This is a genomic window from Pseudomonas luteola NBRC 103146 (assembly GCF_002091675.1).
GTDB classification, from domain to species: Bacteria; Pseudomonadota; Gammaproteobacteria; order Pseudomonadales; family Pseudomonadaceae; genus Chryseomonas; species Chryseomonas luteola.
Map to the genome: position 1 here is coordinate 87,256 of NZ_BDAE01000015.1, position 17,743 is coordinate 104,998.

The 17,743-nt window shown below is 52.7% G+C and carries 21 protein-coding genes and 1 tRNA gene; 11 read left to right on the plus strand and 11 right to left on the minus strand.

Annotation, left to right across the window (positions count from 1 at the left end; all coding sequences use genetic code 11):
• Nucleotides 1-115: 115 nt before the first annotated feature.
• Complete coding sequence (locus tag PLU01S_RS16350) at nucleotides 116-2,137, minus strand: S9 family peptidase (RefSeq protein WP_074824201.1); 2,022 nt, start codon at nucleotides 2,135-2,137, stop codon at nucleotides 116-118.
• Between the two features lie 130 nt (nucleotides 2,138-2,267).
• On the opposite strand from PLU01S_RS16350, the gene PLU01S_RS16355 reads away from it, so the two are divergent.
• The 6 genes from PLU01S_RS16355 (at nucleotide 2,268) to PLU01S_RS25420 (ending at nucleotide 6,117) form a co-directional block, all read left to right on the plus strand.
• Nucleotides 2,268-2,735, plus strand: coding sequence for a hypothetical protein (locus PLU01S_RS16355; protein WP_026004109.1), 468 nt, complete (start codon nucleotides 2,268-2,270; stop codon nucleotides 2,733-2,735).
• 246 nt (nucleotides 2,736-2,981) lie between these two features.
• A complete protein-coding gene (locus PLU01S_RS16360) occupies nucleotides 2,982-3,755 on the plus strand; it encodes a class II glutamine amidotransferase (protein ID WP_074824203.1) in 774 nt (257 codons plus the stop codon).
• Between the two features lie 43 nt (nucleotides 3,756-3,798).
• The gene (locus PLU01S_RS16365) at nucleotides 3,799-4,314 is read left to right on the plus strand and encodes a DUF2937 family protein (RefSeq protein WP_074824206.1); all 516 of its coding nucleotides are present in this window, start codon (nucleotides 3,799-3,801) and stop codon (nucleotides 4,312-4,314) included.
• 607 nt (nucleotides 4,315-4,921) lie between these two features.
• Nucleotides 4,922-4,998, plus strand: a tRNA-Val gene (locus PLU01S_RS16375).
• Between the two features lie 164 nt (nucleotides 4,999-5,162).
• Nucleotides 5,163-5,510 (plus strand): hypothetical protein, encoded by a 348-nt coding sequence (locus PLU01S_RS16380; RefSeq protein WP_074824211.1) that lies wholly within the window; start codon nucleotides 5,163-5,165, stop codon nucleotides 5,508-5,510.
• A 385-nt stretch (nucleotides 5,511-5,895) separates the two neighbouring features.
• Nucleotides 5,896-6,117: a hypothetical protein gene (locus tag PLU01S_RS25420; protein WP_073450168.1), complete on the plus strand. Its 222-nt coding sequence runs from the start codon at nucleotides 5,896-5,898 to the stop codon at nucleotides 6,115-6,117.
• A 65-nt stretch (nucleotides 6,118-6,182) separates the two neighbouring features.
• Here the strand turns inward: PLU01S_RS25420 and PLU01S_RS16385 are convergent, their stop codons facing one another.
• The 4 genes from PLU01S_RS16385 to PLU01S_RS16400 form a co-directional block, all read right to left on the minus strand.
• Entirely contained in the window at nucleotides 6,183-6,875 is a 693-nt protein-coding gene (locus PLU01S_RS16385; protein ID WP_010794714.1) for an endonuclease, read from the minus strand.
• A gap of 165 nt (nucleotides 6,876-7,040) precedes the next feature.
• Nucleotides 7,041-7,355: a hypothetical protein gene (locus tag PLU01S_RS16390; protein ID WP_010794713.1), complete on the minus strand. Its 315-nt coding sequence runs from the start codon at nucleotides 7,353-7,355 to the stop codon at nucleotides 7,041-7,043.
• A 133-nt stretch (nucleotides 7,356-7,488) separates the two neighbouring features.
• The gene (locus tag PLU01S_RS16395; protein ID WP_010794712.1) at nucleotides 7,489-7,722 is read right to left on the minus strand and encodes a hypothetical protein; all 234 of its coding nucleotides are present in this window, start codon (nucleotides 7,720-7,722) and stop codon (nucleotides 7,489-7,491) included.
• A 417-nt stretch (nucleotides 7,723-8,139) separates the two neighbouring features.
• Nucleotides 8,140-8,376, minus strand: a complete 237-nt coding sequence (locus PLU01S_RS16400; RefSeq protein WP_074824214.1) for a hypothetical protein — start codon at nucleotides 8,374-8,376, stop codon at nucleotides 8,140-8,142.
• Between the two features lie 529 nt (nucleotides 8,377-8,905).
• Between PLU01S_RS16400 and PLU01S_RS16410 the strand changes: the two genes are divergently transcribed.
• Both PLU01S_RS16410 and PLU01S_RS16415 read left to right on the plus strand, forming a co-directional pair.
• The gene (locus PLU01S_RS16410) at nucleotides 8,906-9,247 is read left to right on the plus strand and encodes an I78 family peptidase inhibitor (protein ID WP_074824223.1); all 342 of its coding nucleotides are present in this window, start codon (nucleotides 8,906-8,908) and stop codon (nucleotides 9,245-9,247) included.
• 149 nt (nucleotides 9,248-9,396) lie between these two features.
• Nucleotides 9,397-9,627, plus strand: coding sequence for a hypothetical protein (locus PLU01S_RS16415; RefSeq protein ID WP_010794707.1), 231 nt, complete (start codon nucleotides 9,397-9,399; stop codon nucleotides 9,625-9,627).
• A 67-nt stretch (nucleotides 9,628-9,694) separates the two neighbouring features.
• On the opposite strand, the gene PLU01S_RS16420 is transcribed toward PLU01S_RS16415, so the two are convergent.
• A complete protein-coding gene (locus PLU01S_RS16420; protein ID WP_010794706.1) occupies nucleotides 9,695-9,907 on the minus strand; it encodes a cold-shock protein in 213 nt (70 codons plus the stop codon).
• A gap of 444 nt (nucleotides 9,908-10,351) precedes the next feature.
• The gene (locus PLU01S_RS16425; protein ID WP_074824226.1) at nucleotides 10,352-12,787 is read right to left on the minus strand and encodes a membrane-bound PQQ-dependent dehydrogenase, glucose/quinate/shikimate family; all 2,436 of its coding nucleotides are present in this window, start codon (nucleotides 12,785-12,787) and stop codon (nucleotides 10,352-10,354) included.
• A 411-nt stretch (nucleotides 12,788-13,198) separates the two neighbouring features.
• Here PLU01S_RS16425 and PLU01S_RS16430 point away from each other — a divergent pair, with 411 nt between their 5' ends.
• A complete protein-coding gene (locus tag PLU01S_RS16430; protein WP_010794704.1) occupies nucleotides 13,199-14,095 on the plus strand; it encodes a bestrophin family protein in 897 nt (298 codons plus the stop codon).
• On the opposite strand, the gene PLU01S_RS16435 is transcribed toward PLU01S_RS16430, so the two are convergent.
• Complete coding sequence (locus PLU01S_RS16435; protein WP_074824229.1) at nucleotides 14,055-14,579, minus strand: hypothetical protein; 525 nt, start codon at nucleotides 14,577-14,579, stop codon at nucleotides 14,055-14,057. The two genes, PLU01S_RS16430 and PLU01S_RS16435, sit on opposite strands and share 41 nt — an antisense overlap.
• A gap of 225 nt (nucleotides 14,580-14,804) precedes the next feature.
• Here PLU01S_RS16435 and PLU01S_RS16440 point away from each other — a divergent pair, with 225 nt between their 5' ends.
• A complete protein-coding gene (locus tag PLU01S_RS16440; protein WP_074824231.1) occupies nucleotides 14,805-15,059 on the plus strand; it encodes a DUF2789 domain-containing protein in 255 nt (84 codons plus the stop codon).
• Between the two features lie 66 nt (nucleotides 15,060-15,125).
• Here PLU01S_RS16440 and PLU01S_RS16445 read toward each other — a convergent pair whose 3' ends face one another.
• Nucleotides 15,126-15,362, minus strand: coding sequence for a DUF2171 domain-containing protein (locus PLU01S_RS16445; protein ID WP_074824233.1), 237 nt, complete (start codon nucleotides 15,360-15,362; stop codon nucleotides 15,126-15,128).
• A gap of 216 nt (nucleotides 15,363-15,578) precedes the next feature.
• On the opposite strand from PLU01S_RS16445, the gene PLU01S_RS16450 reads away from it, so the two are divergent.
• Nucleotides 15,579-16,292: a glutathione S-transferase N-terminal domain-containing protein gene (locus PLU01S_RS16450; protein WP_074824235.1), complete on the plus strand. Its 714-nt coding sequence runs from the start codon at nucleotides 15,579-15,581 to the stop codon at nucleotides 16,290-16,292.
• 26 nt (nucleotides 16,293-16,318) lie between these two features.
• Here PLU01S_RS16450 and PLU01S_RS16455 read toward each other — a convergent pair whose 3' ends face one another.
• Entirely contained in the window at nucleotides 16,319-17,110 is a 792-nt protein-coding gene (locus PLU01S_RS16455) for an SIR2 family protein (RefSeq protein ID WP_074824238.1), read from the minus strand.
• A gap of 2 nt (nucleotides 17,111-17,112) precedes the next feature.
• Entirely contained in the window at nucleotides 17,113-17,661 is a 549-nt protein-coding gene (locus tag PLU01S_RS16460) for a non-canonical purine NTP pyrophosphatase (protein WP_074824241.1), read from the minus strand.
• Nucleotides 17,662-17,743 lie beyond the last annotated feature (82 nt).

Consider the following 17,743-nt stretch of genomic DNA (forward strand, 5'->3'; position numbering starts at 1 on the left):
GCAATTACAAAAAGACCGCGCCAAGGCAAAGCTGTTCCGGTGGGATCGATAGCTGGTTAACAGATCGGAGCGTTTCCGGCAGGCAGGGTCTGATGCTCTGCCTGCCGGAAGCGTATCAGTGACTCAGTCCAAGAACCTTGAGCAGGAAAGCGTACTCAAGTGCTACGTCACGTAGCGCCTGATAACGGCCGCTCATGCCGCCGTGACCTGCGCCAAACTCGGTCTTGAGTAGCAGCAAGGCATCATTCGTGCGCGTGGCTCTGAGTTTGGCTACCCATTTGGCCGCTTCCCAGTACTGCACGCGAGTGTCGTGATAGCCTGCTACGGCCAGCAAGGCCGGATAAGCCTGGGCCTTTACATTTTCGTAAGGCGCATACGCAGCGATGCGGGCGTATACATCGGCCTCACCTGGATTGCCCCATTCATCGTACTCGGTGACGGTCAGGGGAAGGTCGGGCTTGAGCATCGTATTGAGCACATCCACGAACGGGACTTCTGCAATGGCCGCTGCAAACAGATCAGGCCGCTGATTGAGCACAGCACCAATCAATAGGCCGCCAGCACTGCCGCCACTGATGCATAACTGCGAGGCGGTGGTGTGCCCTTGATCGATCAAGTGTTCGGCGCAGGCAATAAAGTCATCAAACGTGTTCTGCTTGTTTTCCAGCTTGCCCGCCTGATACCAGGCTTCACCCAATTCGCCACCGCCTCGCACATGTGCGATGGCAAAGGTGAAGCCACGGTCCAGCAGACTCAAGCGTGCATGGGAGAACCAAGGGTCGAGGCTGTGACCATAGGCGCCATAACCGTACAGGTACAGCGGGGTAGGCTGGCCCATCCGATCCTTGCGCATGACCAGGCTGACCGGGATCTGCGTGCCATCTGGCGCCGTAGCCCACAAACGTCGACTGACATAGTCGTCGGCATTGAACGGCCCCTCTACCGGGACTTCCTTCAAGACCTGTTGTTCGCCGGTGGCAAGGTCCAGTTGGCGTACCTGTGCAGGGCGATTGAGTGACTCATAACGCAAACGCATGACCGGGCTGTCAAACTCCAGCACGTCGATCATCCCAAGGTTGTAAATCTCGTCAGGTAACTGTACCCGATAGGCAGGTGCGTTTTTGGGGCGTACCTCGAGCACCGGCAGGCCTGACTCGCGCAGATTCAGGATATAGCCGTTGGCATTGAGGTTTACCTCTTCAAGCATGCGCTCGGGATCATGTGGAACCAGCAGCTCCCAGTGCTCACGGCTGGGCATGTCATCTGGCGCTTGATACAGGGCATAGTTGATACCTGCCTGATTGCTTCGAATCATCCAGCCATCAGCTCCATGATCAGGGAAGTACTCATGACCTTCCTGACGAGGGGCTACACAGACGAAAGCCTCGCTTGGCCGGTCCGCGTCCATGACCCAGGCTTCACTGGTGGTCTTGCTGTGGGAAAGGAGAATCAGCTTGCGCTCGGAGCTTGAGCGGTAGCATCCAATAAAGAAGCGGCCATCCGTCTCGTGGAAGACCATTTGCGCCTCTTGGTCACCCAGGCGATAGCGATAGAGCTTGTGAGGGCGATGAGCCTCGTCACGCTCTCCGAAAAACAGGGTTTGGCTATCGCCAGCCCAGGTCATGCTGCCATCGCAGTCATTGAAAGGAAGTTCGGTCAAATCTCCTGATGCCAAGTCTTTTATAAACAGACGATAGGTTTCGTCACCGGTCTGGTCCAGGCTGTAACCCAGCTTGGTCTGATCAGGGCTGAGCGTGAAACGGCCAATTGACAGAAATCCGCCACCGGCCAGTTCATTGGCGTCGAGTAGCAATTCCTCCTGGGACTTATCAATGGTCAGCGAGCCGTCCTGGGGGCGAGGGCAGCGGTAATGGCGCGCATATTCATCACCGGCGCGGGTTCGGTGGTAGTAGAGATAATCTTTGTACGGTACCGGCAGTGACAGGTCCGTCTCCCGGATGCGTCCCTTGATCTCCTGGAAAAGTGTCTCACGCAGCGCGGCTTCCGGCTGCAATACCTCGTCCAGATAAGCATTTTCAGCTTTCAGATAGGCCAGCACTTCAGGATCATCGCGTTTCTCCAGCCAAACGTAGGGATCTGCGCCGTGCGTACGTTGAGCGAGAGGAGGTTGTGTCATGGGTGACTCCTTAGGTGTCGGTGGACCGGTTTTGAGGTGCCTGTGCATGGGCAGGGCTCGAGTAGGGGCGCCCAACCGTGCAAAAGTCGCTATCATAGGCATCCTTTTTATAGACCCGCCATGTATTGAAATGACTGAGCACGATTACCTGATTGCCTGGGCTGTCTATGGTGTTGCCGCACTAGGCTGTCTATGGGTGTGTTTCAAAGCGACCGGCTGGATGTGGCGTTGGCTGCGAGAGCCCATCCGTTTGATTGTTGCCCTGATACTGTTCTCTCCGACGATAGCAGACCCTGAGCACAGCTTTTACGCACCCTCCAGCGCCATTGTCGTCATGGATCTCGGCTTCCATGTAGGAAACAGCGCCTGGCGGGCTGTGGCGGAAATGGCGTTGTATGGGTGTATCGCATTCGCGGCATACTTCATCTTCGCGCTGATCCGCTGGCTGTTTCAACGCTCCCGACGCAATGATGAGGCTGCCAACCAGACACCACCGCCTGCCGACCAGCCTGCTCCCACGGCAGCGAACAACCCCTCGCCATCATCCCCACCATCACGAGTCCCAGAGCGTCGTACGCGCATCGAGCCGCGCCTGTAGCTATCACGCCGCCCTTGTCTGTTTGCAGGCTGGGGCGAATGTTCTCCGTCTGGCTGGGTCCATCTCTATGTATGTTCATATGACAAGTGAATGATAGGAAGCCGCCGGGAGTACCGTCAGGTAGCCGTTTTATTGCCGTATCGTCGTCAAACAGCTGATTCAAAACTGTTTCTTGGACATACTCATTGTCTGGCAGAGGGCCTGCTATTAGAGCATCTCTCGTGCCGTATCGAATGAGGTCTGGATATGTGTGAATTGTTGGGCATGAGTGCCAATGTTCCTACCGATATCACCTTCAGCCTGACGGGGCTGATGCAGCGAGGAGGACGTACCGGTCCCCACCGGGACGGCTGGGGCGTGGCGCTGTACGAAGGACGCGGACTGCACATGTTCAAGGATTCCATGCCGGGAGCGGATTCTGAAGTGGCTCGCATGATCCAGGGCTATCCGCTCAAGAGTCGCACGGTTATCGCGCATATTCGCCACGCTAATGTCGGCTCGGTAAACCTTGCCAATACACACCCTTTCGTTCGGGAGCTGGGAGGGCGCTACTGGTGTTTTGCCCATAATGGCCAACTCAACGAGTTCGCACCAGATCCCGGTCTGTTCCAGCCAGTAGGGGACACGGACAGTGAGGCGGCATTCTGTCATCTGCTTAATGAGGTCAGGCGGCGTTTTCCCGATCCGGTGCCTGTCGAAATGCTCCTGCCTGTTCTGGTCGGAACTTGCGATCACTTTCGCCGCTTTGGTGTGTTCAACTGTCTACTGAGTGACGGTGACTGGCTGTTCACGTTTTGTTCGACCAAGTTGGCCCACATTACGCGACGGGCCCCGTTTGGTCCGGCGCACTTGAAGGACGCCGACCTGACGGTAGATTTCAAGGCTGAAACAACGCCTGATGATGTGGTTACAGTGATTGCGACAGAGCCTTTGACGGCCAACGAAACCTGGGCGCTTCATCAGCCTGGTGAGTGGAAATTATGGTGGGATGGCGAAATCGTCACCCAGGGGCGGGTCTAAGCGGTTGTAGCGAAGCCTGCCATTCAATACGCAAGGAGTTACAATGCTGCGTAGTTACATCCGGCTAATCCTGTTTGCGCTAGGCCTTCTGGTTGGTGTGCAGATACCAGGGTTTATCACTGATTACAGCCAGCGTATCGAGGCCCATCGCCTTGAAGCCCATCAGGCATTGGAAGGGTATCGCAAAACGGCAGGCGAGTTTTTTGGCGGTGATATGGATCGTCTGGTAGCCCATTATCGTGCCAGTGATGATCCGGTCTTCCAGAGCGATGCCGATAGCCTTGGCATGCTGATGCGCCGTGAGCAAATGCTCGATTCGCAATGGCAGACATTGCAGGGCCGCTGGTATGAGCGCGCCTGGCATGTCTTTACCAAGGCTAACCCAGCAATACTTGAAGAGACGTGGCAAGGCTACCGTTATCAGGTTGTCCTGACGCCTGAATGTATCGGTTGGGGGCTGGCCTGTGCCTTTTTACTGTCCTGGATCATCGAGGCCATCGCCTTGGCATTGGCTGTACTTATCATGCCGCGGCGTAGGCCAGCCCGACGTCTCGTCTAAATTGAAAGGCCGGAAAATTCCGGCCTTTTTTGTGTCGCTCAGCCTGCAATGTGGACAACTGCCTCTATCGACCGGCAGTCGCCTGCTTTAGTGGGCCTGATTTCAGCACGCTTCGTGATAACCATGACGCTGATCCATATCCGTATCACTGCCGAGCATCTTCTTGACCGATACGGCACAGGTGCTTTGTATGCGTTGGTCAGGTGCATAGATGAGCCGGTAGTGGCTTTGAAAGATACAAGTCCGCTGTCGATTGAGCGAGTCGCTGAAAAAGGGCGCAAGGCAGGGCGCGAGGTGATAAGCCATCGTCCCAGGGGTATGGTGGAATGGCAGACTTGCGCGGCCTCTGGCCGAGGCAACAGGTTTCTCCGTAGGCGAAAGTTACTGTAGTCATCAAGTTGGCTGAGGGGGGCTGTTTGAGCGGAGGTTGTCGGTATGCAAGGGAGAAGATCTAGCTTATCCGGTTGCCAAGCCATTTAAGGTTCAGTTCTCTCACTAGGGAATTACCGGATTTCAGGCTATGCAAATAAATTTTCGTCTTTTCAGTGATTTAGAAGAAAAAAGGCTTGACGACCCAGTCTGATTCCGTAAAATGCGCACCCACAGCAGGCACGTAGCTCAGCTGGTTAGAGCACCACCTTGACATGGTGGGGGTCGTTGGTTCGAGTCCAATCGTGCCTACCAAATATTCCCGCACTGCTGGCGGGGCAAGAAGCCGATCCGAAAGGATCGGCTTTTTTGTTTGGGTCGTTAAAACATTTCGTCTCAAACACAGCTCAATAATGTTCTCAAATTGACGTATAACGTCAGGTCTTCTGACTGACGAGTCACGGTGCCAGGAGTGGGTAATGAAATGGTTTTGTGTAGGAGCCGTGCTTCTACTCGCCGGGTGTGCAAGCGTAAAAGATCTGGAGCAAAGTCCGCCTTCAATGGATGTCAGATCAGGTAAGGACGTTCAGGCCTATACCCAATGCCTGGTTGATCGACTGGCTAAAAGTCGAGCGCCTGTAACGCTGGCAGGAACAGCTAGCGAGCAAAGAATTATTGTGCCATCCAAGGTTTCTTCTATTCCTGCTGCGGTTATCCATGTAGACGACAGCTCTCGTGGCAGTCACATCACACTGCACGAACGCATGGCTAACAATCCTCTTCGGCCCAGCGATGTTCGCGAGGCGGTTAAGTATTGCATTGACTAACGGGTTAAGCAGCGTGCCCTTTAGGTTGTTTCGAGAGCACGCTCTCAGTCATCTAGAGGTATGAGAAAAGTGCGCCGAATAAAATGACCCAAACGACCGGGACGGAAACGTAGAGAAATTTTTCGGTGGGCGTGAAGGGCTTTTTACTGATCATCGCGAGTGACTACCTGTATGAATTCGCTATGTGATGAGTGGGGCATTAAGGCCGGAAAGATGCCTGAGCTACATGACATATCGGCGTAACAGGCGAAACTTGAAGTGGGCAGGTAAGGGCGGCTGCAATGGCAGATGAATGGTCGCGGCATCGGTAGGCGTTCAGGCCGGGTGCATGAGTGTCCGGTCTGTAAAATGAAAGCCTGACAATAACTCTTCGCGGGAAGTAGGAATGCAGGACGTGTTGATCCACGTGTGGGAAAGGATTTTTTGGGTAATGCTCTGGGCGGTTCGTTACCTGCCGGCTACGCTGGCTATTCTGGGAATAGCGCTGATCGTGGGTGTCAAAAATAACCATACATGGTGGGGGCGGGTCGTACTGCTTCTGTTTGGTCTTGTAACACTTCTGGTAGCAATGACTATTCAGATTCTTTCCTCTTCCCCACCTGCCTGAACTCTTTCAAGTCGCCTGTCCTGTAGCGTTGGTTAGCAGTCAGCGCTACAGGATGACTAGCGATCTTAGGTACGACAGGCCTTGAGATCGACATTTCCAACGTATTTATTGCCGTGACCCATAATGCACGCCAAGCGCTGGTTTCGTTGGCGCTCCCACCGCTCAGCCGGGTACTGCTTGTTCCAGGCTGAATACAGCTGTTGGTCCTGCTTGGATAAGCGCAAGTCATACCGTTCGCTCATGTACAGGTAGGTGCGCGCAATCATGCCGCGGATTTCTGGGCGGGGCATGGCTTTTTTGGCCTTGAAGTCGACCACCATTTGGCAGGCTCCATACTGGGTCGGTTTCTGTGGCAGCCAGCCGAACGAAAAATTGCTGCGGTCGCCATTCACTTCACCGATGACCGGTACCAAGTTGAACAAATCAGCTTCGGCTTTCTGATAAACCGGATCGCTTGAGGTGCAGTTTTTTCTTCCTCCTTTTTGCCAGCACTGGCGCTGATGGCCGATAACCCAGGCAGGCACGATGTGCTCCCATTCGATGCGAGAGGCTCTGGTCGCATTTTTGCGGGGCACATAGCCACAGCTTTTCAGGTCCACCGTCTTGCCGGAGTAGTGGCAGCCGCAATAAAAATCTACAGGTTGCTGCTTGTAGACTTTAGCGCCTATCACTTTGGCTTCACGAAACGTGCGAGGCGCTTCTGCATGAGCCGGAATGATAAAAAAGAAGAAAGAAATCAGAGAAAAAATACGAAACATGACCGTGCTCGATAAGTAAATCGGCGCGGATGGTAACGGGCAGCGTTGGGTTTGAGGAAGGCAGTAGGACTAAAATGAGAAATGGTTCACTGTATGGATAAACAGCTGTTTGGCGGAGAGGTAATTGCTAGCGACTTACTGTCATGTAACCCGCTAGCGACAGGATTAGCGCCGTGTACGCTTAGCTGCCTTTTCCCACTGCCCAATCATCTCAAGAGTAAGGCGCTCGTCCCAGGATTCTAGCTCAATGTTTTGAGCCAGCAGTTTTTTACGGGCGGCGACCAGAAGGTGGTGTAGGGAAGTAGGATTGCAGTAGATCGCGGTACGGATACGTCCGGATTCAAAGTGGATAACTCCCTGAGGATCTATCGCTTTAAAGGCAAAGGTACCGCGAGAATCACGGTTGGTGAAATGGCATTCCAAGGGTGCCAGGGCAGCTTGTATTCTGGAGCGGGCAGCATCGTAGCGAGAGGGTTGCATGTCAGTATGCTTAGAACGACTATTTAGGATGGCACACTGACATTAAGTTTATACAGTAGTTCGATAGGGAGCACTGTTTGAGCCTTTAATTGTTAAAGATATCTATTTTGCAGGTTGAAGACGTTAAGAATCTCTATTTTCGGGTGTCTCTAACGATGCAGACAATCATGGCGATAGTAGCCACAATCATCGTTGCAATACCGAAGCCCAGCTGAATTCTGGCTTTGGTTTGATCACATATTTCAGCAACACCGCCATGCGAAGGACAGCCGCCTGTTGTAAACCAGTAGGCATTACCCAGAAGTAACATCCCAAAGGCGCAGGCGATGAATGCAGTCAACGCCAAAAACAATACTGTGCGTAACATATGGACTCTCTAGGTAAAGCGAATGAATGCTGATCAGGCAGTAGGCGATACGAAAGACATGACTCGATGCGTATTGGCTTGCCTCTATTCTCATTATAACGCGCTTAAGGGCAGAGAAAGGTAAGAACCAATACCCGGTATGAATGCCCAAAATATTGCTGCTTACTTCTTGGAGATGCCAACATGCCTGAAACTGATCATATAAATCCTGACCAGATCGACGTTGACCCTGAGATTCAGCCTAACCCTAAAGAGGCTCCTGTTCCTCTGGAGTCTGATGAGGACGCAGAGAACAAATAACCAGACGTTGCCGACTCATTTATAACGAACTGATTTATAAATGAGTCGTGCATGATTCGAAAAAGCAGGACAGGCTGTCAAGCGTAGCAAGGCCCATCTAGCAGGGCAGGCGGATGCCTAGCGATAAGACCAGTCGATGTTAAGCAGGTTGAGCTTTTGTGCACGCAGACGACGCTTGTTGAGTTCGTCACTATAGGGGGGGAAATCCAGTTCCAGACTCTCGCCTCCATGCTGTTTCAGTACGTACAAAAGGACAGTGCCTTCATCGACATCAGCCGGCGCGTCGGCTATTGCCAGTTCTCTTGGTTCTCCTGCCTCTTCATAGGTAATAACCAGGTTGCCTGCATTGCTCATGATCGTACTCCCTTAATGGTGTAATTCGATGAAGCCATCTCTTTTGACGGGCTAATAATGAATTCATTCCTTACAAAGGCAGCCTGAATGGCTTCCAGGCGTAAACGCATGGGTTTTGCATTTTGCTAAGGTAAATACGTCACACTTTCGACTGATGTGAATTGTGAGCATTGATAGGCGCACTGAAAATCTCGCCCTAATTTAGGAGAGGGTTTAATGCTGCATGTATACATGCCGATGGGTAGTTCAAGGGATTCTCTTTGTCTGTCTTCTGATGGCCATCTTTGGCCCTCAAATGACGTGGCGCTATTTCATAGCTCGCCGCATTGCTTCCCGTCTAGGTATTCAAAGTTTTTTCGAGCTTAATACCTTGGTTGTTGGCTTCTTGCTACTGGTCGGTTTCTTTCTGGTACGGTGGAGCACGCACGCTCCCTCTTGAAGACGGTAAGCCATATTTACAAAGTAGGCCTTGTTGCCGGGTGCTTCGAGTCCGTATGGTAGAGCTTTATGTAAACGATAAGGCAGTGTAATGACTTGGAAGTTGAGTTCCCTGGCAGCGTTAATTTCTTCCTTGGTTCTTGTAAGTGCCTGTAGCAGCTCTCCAGAGTCTGGCAGTAACGAACGTACCCGAAGCAGTGATGCAACTGCATCATCATCCTCACTTGGAAGTGGTTGTAATTCCGATGCTGCACAATATGCGGTAGGTAAGACGGCTACTCCTGAACTCTTCAAGCAGCTTCAAGAGCGTTCTGGTGCAAGGATTACACGTCTTGTGCGTCCGGATGATGCCATGACGATGGATTTCAACTCTGAGCGCCTGACGGTTACCACTGATGAGGCGCTTGTGATCAAGACGGCTCGTTGTGGCTGATACATCCGAGGGCGGGTCAACACTGATGCCTCTGATCAGGTTGGTCTGCCTGAGTCTACTCTGAATCGATCAATCTACTCTCGTTGTGGATAGGATGGCTTTGGCCTGTGTCTATCTTATGAACACGGATTAGACGAGAGGAGAGATTAATGGGATTGCGAATCTTTGGCGATCACCGCGCCTGGGCAAGTGCGGTAGAAAGCGAAACAGGCATCGAAGCCTTTATTGCCATACAAGGGCATGGAAAGGAAGAGGAAGCTCTGCACCGAGTAGCGACAGACCGTACCTTTACGGACCTTATGGAGGCCGAGCGTGCGGCGGATGAGATTCTGCAGAAAATGACAGGTATTAGCGCAGATAGCCAACCCCTGTTTGACTAAGCCTTTGCATTTGATTCAGGCATAAAAAAAGCCCCGTCATGGACGGGGCTTTTTCAAGGGAAGTGGATTAAACCACTTCAACCTCTTGTGCTTCCATACCTTTCTGGCCTTTGGCAGCCACGAAAGATACAGCCTGACCTTCTTTCAGGCTCTTGAAGCCGGCAGCCTTGATCTGGCGGAAGTGAACGAACAGATCAGCACCGCCGGAGGACGGGGTGATGAAGCCAAAACCTTTCTCATCGTTGAACCACTTAACAGTACCGGTTTCGCGATTAGCCATGGTGTTTTTTACCTTTTCAAAAATTAAGTTTCGGTAAAGGGAAGTCTTGACCGAGACTGAGCACTGAGTGTAACGGAGTCGTAACGATGTTGGATCTGTATCTAAACACCATGTTGCGATTCACAGTAATGCACGGGCACAGCAGGATCATATTACGATCATATATGAGCATTTGAAAAGACCAAAAGTTCATCTAATGATCAAACCCATGATTGCAGGCTGTCCGGTCAGCGATATAGACCACTAAAAAACGTATTTATTTCCTTGAAATGGCTAAAAATTCAAAGAAAAGTACATTGATCTATTTTTTTTGAAAATGTGACGTCTGGTACAGCGAAACGACAGTTGGGAGAGAAGGGCGTAAGGCGGGGCAATTTGAAGAGATGTCAGCTTGAAGGGTGAAGGCAGGCGGGGCTCAGATAAGCCCCGCCTGCTATCAGCTTTTTACTTCTGAGGCAGTGCAAAGGCGATTACATAGTCGCCCTGACGAGTGCCCAAAGAGCCATGCCCACCCGCATAAACCAGGATGTACTGACGTCCATCCTTGCCGGTGTAGGTCATGGGAGTTGTCTGGCCACCTGCTGGCAGGCGACCTTCCCACAGCTGCTTACCGTTACGAACATCGTAGGCACGCAGGTATTGGTCTAGCGTACCGCTCAGGAAGGCCAAGCCGCTGGATGTCATGAAAGCCCCACCCAATGCTGGAACACCCATGGGGAGCGGCATTGGAACAGGCGCACTGTCACGAACAGTGCCGTTCTTGTGCTTCCAGATGACTTGATTAGTGGTCATGTCGACAGCAGCCACATAACCCCATGGCGGTGACTGGCAAGGCAGGCCCATCGGAGACAGCAGTGCACCCATGATCACACCATACGGTGCGCCTTTGTTTGGCTGAACGCCCTCTGTCTCGCTTTTGCGAGCCGGACCACCCTCGACATCCTCGCGTGCGACAAGCTTGGATGTAAAGGCCATGTAGCTAGGCGAAAGGAACATCACCTGACGGATAGGATCCACGGCGACGCCACCCCAGTCGAATACACCGAAGTTGCCCGGATAAACGATCGAACCCTGCAGGGAAGGCGGCGTGTAGATGCCTTCATAGCGATGCGATTTGAACGTGATACGGCACAGCATCTGATCCAGAGGTGTCACACCCCACATGTCCGCTTCCTTGAGTGTCTGCGGCATCATGTTGAGTTCGGACATTGGCTGCGTGGGGGAGGTATGATCGCCTTCCACTGCGCCCTGCGGAACGGGTGTCTCGTGTATGGGAACGATGGGCTGACCATTGGTGCGATCCAGCACATAGAGGCTGCCTTGCTTGGTGGATGCAATCAGGCCTGGCTTGATGCCGTCAGCCGTCTTGATATCCATCAGCGTGGGCTGCCCACCTACGTCCATGTCCCATAGGTCATGGTGAGTGAACTGGTAATTCCAGCGTACCTTACCCGTATTGACATCCAGAGCGACAACGCCGGCGCTGTATTTCTCGGCTTCTGGCGTACGCATGCCACCGTACTGATCCGGCGTTTGGTTACCCATTGGCAGGTAGATCAGGCCCAGCTTTTCGTCCACTGACATGACGGACCATACGTTCGCAGAGTTGCGGGTGTAGGTCTGGCCTGGCTGAATCGGCTCGGTAGCTTCAGGGTTGCCACTGTCCCAATTCCAGACGAGGTGGCCGTCGTGCACGTCATAGGCACGAATAACGCCGGAAGGCTCGTCAGTAGAGGCGTTATCCGTTACATGGCCACCAATGATGACCAGGTCACGGGTAACTGACGGCGGCGAGGTGGAGTAGTAGCCACCAGCAGTGAAGCCGCCGATGTTGGCGCCCAGGTTGATGGAGCCTTTGCCGCCAAAGTCTTCGCACATTTTGCCAGTGTCGGCATTTATGGCGATCAGGCGAGTATCGGCGGTGGGCAGGAACAGACGGCGAGGGCAGGAGTTGCTGACCGGTGTAGCCTCTGCTGGGGCAGACGCTGCCTGCGCATTGTCCTGAGCATCCGCCTGTGCATAGGGGGCATCATCATGGTAGGCCACGCCACGGCAGGTCATGTGTGCCCAGCCCTTGAAGCTGTCGGCACTCTGAGTGCTCAGCTTGGGATCAAAGCGCCATAGCTCCTTGCCGGAGTCGGGGTCCAGGGCAATGACCTGGCTGTGCGGCGTACAGACGTACAGCTTTCCATTGACCTTGAGGGGCGTATTTTCAGCCGTGGTTTCCTGCGGATCGTTCGGCCCGGGAATGTCGCCGGTACGATAGGTCCAGGCGACTTCCAGCTGATTCACGTTTTCCGGGGTGATCTGATTCAGCGGGGAATATTTGTCGCCAAATGACGTACGCCCATACGACTGCCAATCGCCATCGGGCATGGTGGGGGCAGCGTTCACTGTACCTGCACTGGCACGATCCAGACTGCCCTCAATGTTATGTGGATTGGTGAATTGACTGGCGACTGCAGCAGCACCGGCCAGAACGACCGCGCCGGTCAGTGGCATGGCGCCTACTGAGCTGACACCCGCCTTACGTGCCATGGGGCGACGTATCCATGGCAAAAGCAGAACGATGCCTACTACAAACCACAGTGCCAGACGTGGAACCAGTTGCCACCAGTCCAGACCGACTTCGTACAGCGCCCACAGCGTTGAGGCAAACAGAACGAGCGCAAACAATGGGAGTGCTGCACGATGGGCAAGCACGAGAAGGATACCAGTGATGAAAATACCGGCACCCGCGAGGGCGTAATAGAAGGATCCTCCTACAGTGATCAGTTTGACGCCACCTACAAGCATGGCGAGACCAATCAACACAAGGACGATGCCGACTAACGTAGAAAAAAGACGCGTTTTTGCAAACGGTCCAGTCGTTTCGTTCATGAAGGCAATACCAAATTCTTAAAATAGGATTCACCGGACTGGACCACAAGGGCCATCCGGGAGTTGCACGGTGAAGGATGTTGGAATTCTTATAACAGCAATCTTATACCGTCTGTCACCCTCTGCGCATATTCAAGTTAGGCAAAGGTGTTTTGTGGATTTGTGCAAAGGCGAAAGTGAGAGATGGTTTGAATTATTACGTATATTTGAAATTCGGCCGTGAATCGTCAAAAAACGATCGCAATAAGTCATGTTGGTCTGTCTCCATTGCCGCTGCGATCAGGAGACATGTCTCGGCTTAGGCTGACCCGGAAGGATCTTGAATCAACTTCCTGAGATGGTTTCCGTGAGCTAGGTTTCAAACACATTGGTCATAGCGCTAGTAAGTTTTTATTTTGGAGTAGCGCTGCATTGCCAACCCTTATTCGCCGTAAGTACCGATTCCTGCATAAAACCCTTTCCTATACAGGTTGGTCGCTGTTTTGGCTGCTTATCTGGGACATTGTTGTCACCGTTGACTTCATGCTGTTCGTCGATGATCGAATGAGCCTTCCTTCGATGCCATTGACGCTCCTGGGCTCGGCCCTGGCCATGCTGGTGAGTATTCGGAACACCAGCGCTTACAACCGCTGGTGGGAAGCTCGTACGTTATGGGGAGGGATGGTTAACAGCTCGCGCAATTTTGCCCGTCAGGTTCTGATTCTGGTTGATGATCCGGGCGATGCTTTAAACCCTATCAAGGAGGTGCTGTTTCGCCGCCATGTGGCCTATGTCAATGCTTTAGCCGCGCATCTCAAGAAGGCGCCGATTCCAGAGCGACTTGCAGAGTTATTGCCTGCTGAGGAAGTGGCTCGAAGCGGTGATACCAATAATTTTCCCAACGACATCCTAAGCGGCTCGGCAGCTTTGATTGCCCAGGAGTACAAGGCAGGGCGTCTGGACAGCATACGCTTGGCACGTCTTGAATCGACGATGGTGGATATTTCTAACTGGCAGGGAGGTATGGAGCGCATCGCTAATACTCCGTTGCCGTATCCTTATGTGTACTTTCCACGCTTGTTCATCTCGCTGTTCTGTTTGATCGTCCCGGTAGGGTTGGTAGAGTCGTTAGGCTGGTTTACACCTCTGGCCTCTACGGTAGTGGGCTTTATGTTGCTCGCACTCGAAAAAATCGGAACTGATTTACAAAGCCCGTTTTCCGAAAGCCAGCACCAGATACAGATGACCGATCTCTGCGCGAACATCGAGAAGAATCTTTCGTCCATGTTCAGGGAGTCGGAGAACGCTTCTGTTCGCTCCACTGAGTAGCATTGGAAGCCGGCGTTACGCCTACGGTGCGCATAACAGGCTGGCCAACGCCAGTCTGGAGCTGGCCGTGGACACCTTCATCAGCCCCTTTTTTGCTTTCTACCAATTCGGCAGGTGGGGTGTAATGAATACAGCCATACCAGATGACGATTGGAAAAAGCGCATGCAGTACAAGACGTACTGCCAGGACCCACTCAGGAAGCGCTGGAAACAGGCCCGCATGTTGCCAGGTGTAGAAGTGTACAGGCAGCATAAGGAGCGTACAGACAAAGAGAACGCTGCCCGCGTAACGACGAAGCTCTTTGAAGAGCACCGCAACCGCTACCACCATTTCCAGAATGCCGCCAAAGCAAACGATGGCAAACCGGTAGGGTACGTCGATGGGGACAAGTTTGACGAAAAAGCCGGCCATGAACAGGTGGGCGAAACCACCTACCATGAACCAAGCCACTACGAGCGCAACCGCTTGTTTTTGATAGCGCATATGCAGGCCGCCTTTTTAAGCTCTTATGACGGTATGACTACGTTTTTGTGATCTTTCTCACTCGCTCGGCTGCTTCCAGATCAAATGCATCTGCTGATGGCTTGTGATTGAACCGATGCGCTCAGCTGCCTCTCTATTGGTAAATGCTTCGTAAGCGATTAAGTGACGACACTGCATTACGTCCCAGTTTGCTACGAACTGATTTGAAAGCCTGGAGAGATGACTATGGAACTTCCTGTAAAAGATCTCACGACCTTATTCGATCAATTGGGTCTGGACTCAGATAAGGCCAGTATTGACGCGTTTGTCGCCAAGCACTATCCGCTTCCCGATGACGTCAAGATTTCCGAAGCACCTTTTTGGACGCCCAGCCAGGCGGCGTTTTTGAAAGAAGAAATCATGAACGATGCCGAGTGGGAGCCGATCGTTGATGAACTCAACGTATTGCTGCACGAGAATAAGCCGTTTCAAGCGACCTGAATGGTAGGCCTGGAAGGTAATAAAACGGTGGGTTTCGGCCCACCGTTTTGCTTTTCAGATTCCTGCTTATCCCGTCTGCCAATCCCGCTGTGCCTCTTCGCATGTTCGTGCCAAGTGGACGGTAGCGCCGTCTACGCGGGCCACCCATTCCAGAGGAATCAGGTGATATTGCCCCTGAGCATCTGGATCACTTCGCTCAAGCTTGAGTTTATTGCGATCCACAATGTCATAGACCTTGCCGACGTGTTGACCATCGGAGCCTAGTACGTCCGCTTGAACAGGGATTTTATCGACATCAACCATGTAGGTTTCTCCGGCAAATAGGACAAAGGGTTCTGTAGGTAGTCATCCGCTATCTATTCAGAGGTTTGCCGAATGGCTAACGTTCTGAGTGAGCGACAGGAGGCATTTTTCAACTCTCCTGATGAGCGAGCAGAACTGTCCGATACCCCCTTTTTCTGACTGATGTACAGCATTGTCCAAGGCTGTAGCGAACGGACCTGATAAGGAGCAAACATAATGATTGAACTCTATGGCATGGGTAGTCCCAATGTCCTGAAAGTGGTGCTGATGCTGGAGGAGCTGCAACTGGCTTACCGGTTCAAGCATGTACATGTCTGGAAGGGGGAACAGTTCACCGATACCTTCAAGGCACTCAATCCGAACAGCAAGGTTCCTGTGTTGATCGATCCTGACGGACCGAGCGGGGAGCCATATCGTGTGTTCGAGTCGGGTGCAATCCTGCAGTACCTTGCTGAGAAGACGGGGAAGTTTCTGCCTGCAAGCGGTACGGCACGTTATGACGTCATGCAGTGGTTGATGATCCAGTTGACTGGAGTCGGCCCTATGTTCGGCCAGTATGTTCACTTTACGCGCTTCGAGCCTGAAGTCTCCAACTACGCGCGCTCGCGCTATACCACTGAGGCGCTGCGCCTGGTTGAGCTTATCGACCAGCGTCTGGCTACCCACTCTTATCTGGGCGGCGATACCTATTCGATTGCCGATATCGCGACGTATCCCTGGATGGCCATTCTCGAGTTCCTTGGCTTACCCCATGAGCGTTATACCCATCTGACACGCTGGTTGGGCGCGATTTCAAAGCGACCTGCTGCCATTCGACTGGTCGAGATGACCAAGGAGATTCAGGCGGAAGGCGTGGCCTCGCGTTCAGAAGCCACACCGGATGACTATGACCGCATGTTCGGCCGCGGTCAGTACGCTCGCTCGTTGTAAGGGCAGGGGCATGGATGCCTGCTTCATCAGGAATCGACCAGCTCCTTGAGAAAGCACGTCAGGGCATGGCCGGGATCGTCATGGTCTGATGAAATCATGCGGATGCCCCACTGGCTCAGGATCTCTTCCTGTACAGGATTAGGCATATGGGAGAAGACATAAGAGATGGGCCTGACACCGGAAGGCTCATACTTGCTCCACATCTTTGAGAGCTTATGGAAGAGCAGCCGGATATTGGTATCCGAAAGGCTGTAACCAATGAACAGAACGGCCTTGCTCAGTGTGTCGGCTCTCAGCTTGATGTCGAGCGGCGTCTCGAATTGAAGCCGTTCGTAATAGCTTGTTTCGGCTAGGACAATCGATGAGTCATCATCGAAATCACCATGGAATTTGATGATCTGTCTGATGTTGTCCTGCGCCTTGGCCAAATCGCTGGCATTGGCGATCTTGATGTACTCTCGCTGATAGGCATCGTGGGCATATTCCAGCCAGCGGTCGTAGTTGGTGGTGTAGATCGCTGAGAACCGCCCTTGTACGATCAGCCGATGTATTTCTGATGCCGTGATATCGATATCTTTATGCCACTCCCGGTCCATCCAGCTTCTGAGCGCACCGATGTTGCCTTTCTTGATACGGTAATACTCGGCTAGCGCAAGAAAATTGCCGTAGGTATTGAAGACGTCAGGGTCATAATCCAGCTGGACGGCAACTTCTTCGATCAGTTGTTTCCAGGGCGGCAAGCCAAGGTTGGCTGATACTCCAGCCCCTACGAACAGGATCAGCCGATTGCTACGGTAAGCGTCCTTAAGGCCTTCCATTTTCAGGACTCCTCGATAAAGCTGACGAATTTTTCCAGCGCCTGCCGTCGCATGGAGTACTCATGCTTGCGTGGCCCCAGTTGGGCAAAGGTTTGATCAAGGCCATCAGGCATAAACACACAGTCCCATTCAAAGCTGCTATCACCGGCCGGCTGCTCTGTGATTCGCCCAGGAACGGCGCCCTCAAAGAAGTATTTCTTGCGACCGTCACAGTAGCCGATCAGCGTCTTGGCCACGGCTGAGGGATCTTCAAGGCCGCCTATGACGGAGGAGAAGCGTTCTGCCAGTAGCTTGTCCCAGAAGAGCTGTGTAAGGCCGGCAGGGAAATCATTCAGGCTCTTGATGTAAAGCCCAGTGTGTTCAACGAATACAGGCTTCCCAACGAGGCGGAACGCTTTGAGCAGCTTGTCGCTGATCAATTGGCACACATCCTCGGTTTGCAGTTCATCGATTTTGATCTGGTAGGGGACAATCTCGATTCGCGTTTTGGCGAGCAGGTGAGAGACTTCTTCAATCTTTCGCGTGTTGCTGGAAATAAATCGAATTTTCATGGTTGGCCTGCAAAGGCATTACGATTCTCAGGGCGGCTCGCTACCTTTCTGATTTAGAGGGAAGTGGATAACCAAGGGTTCG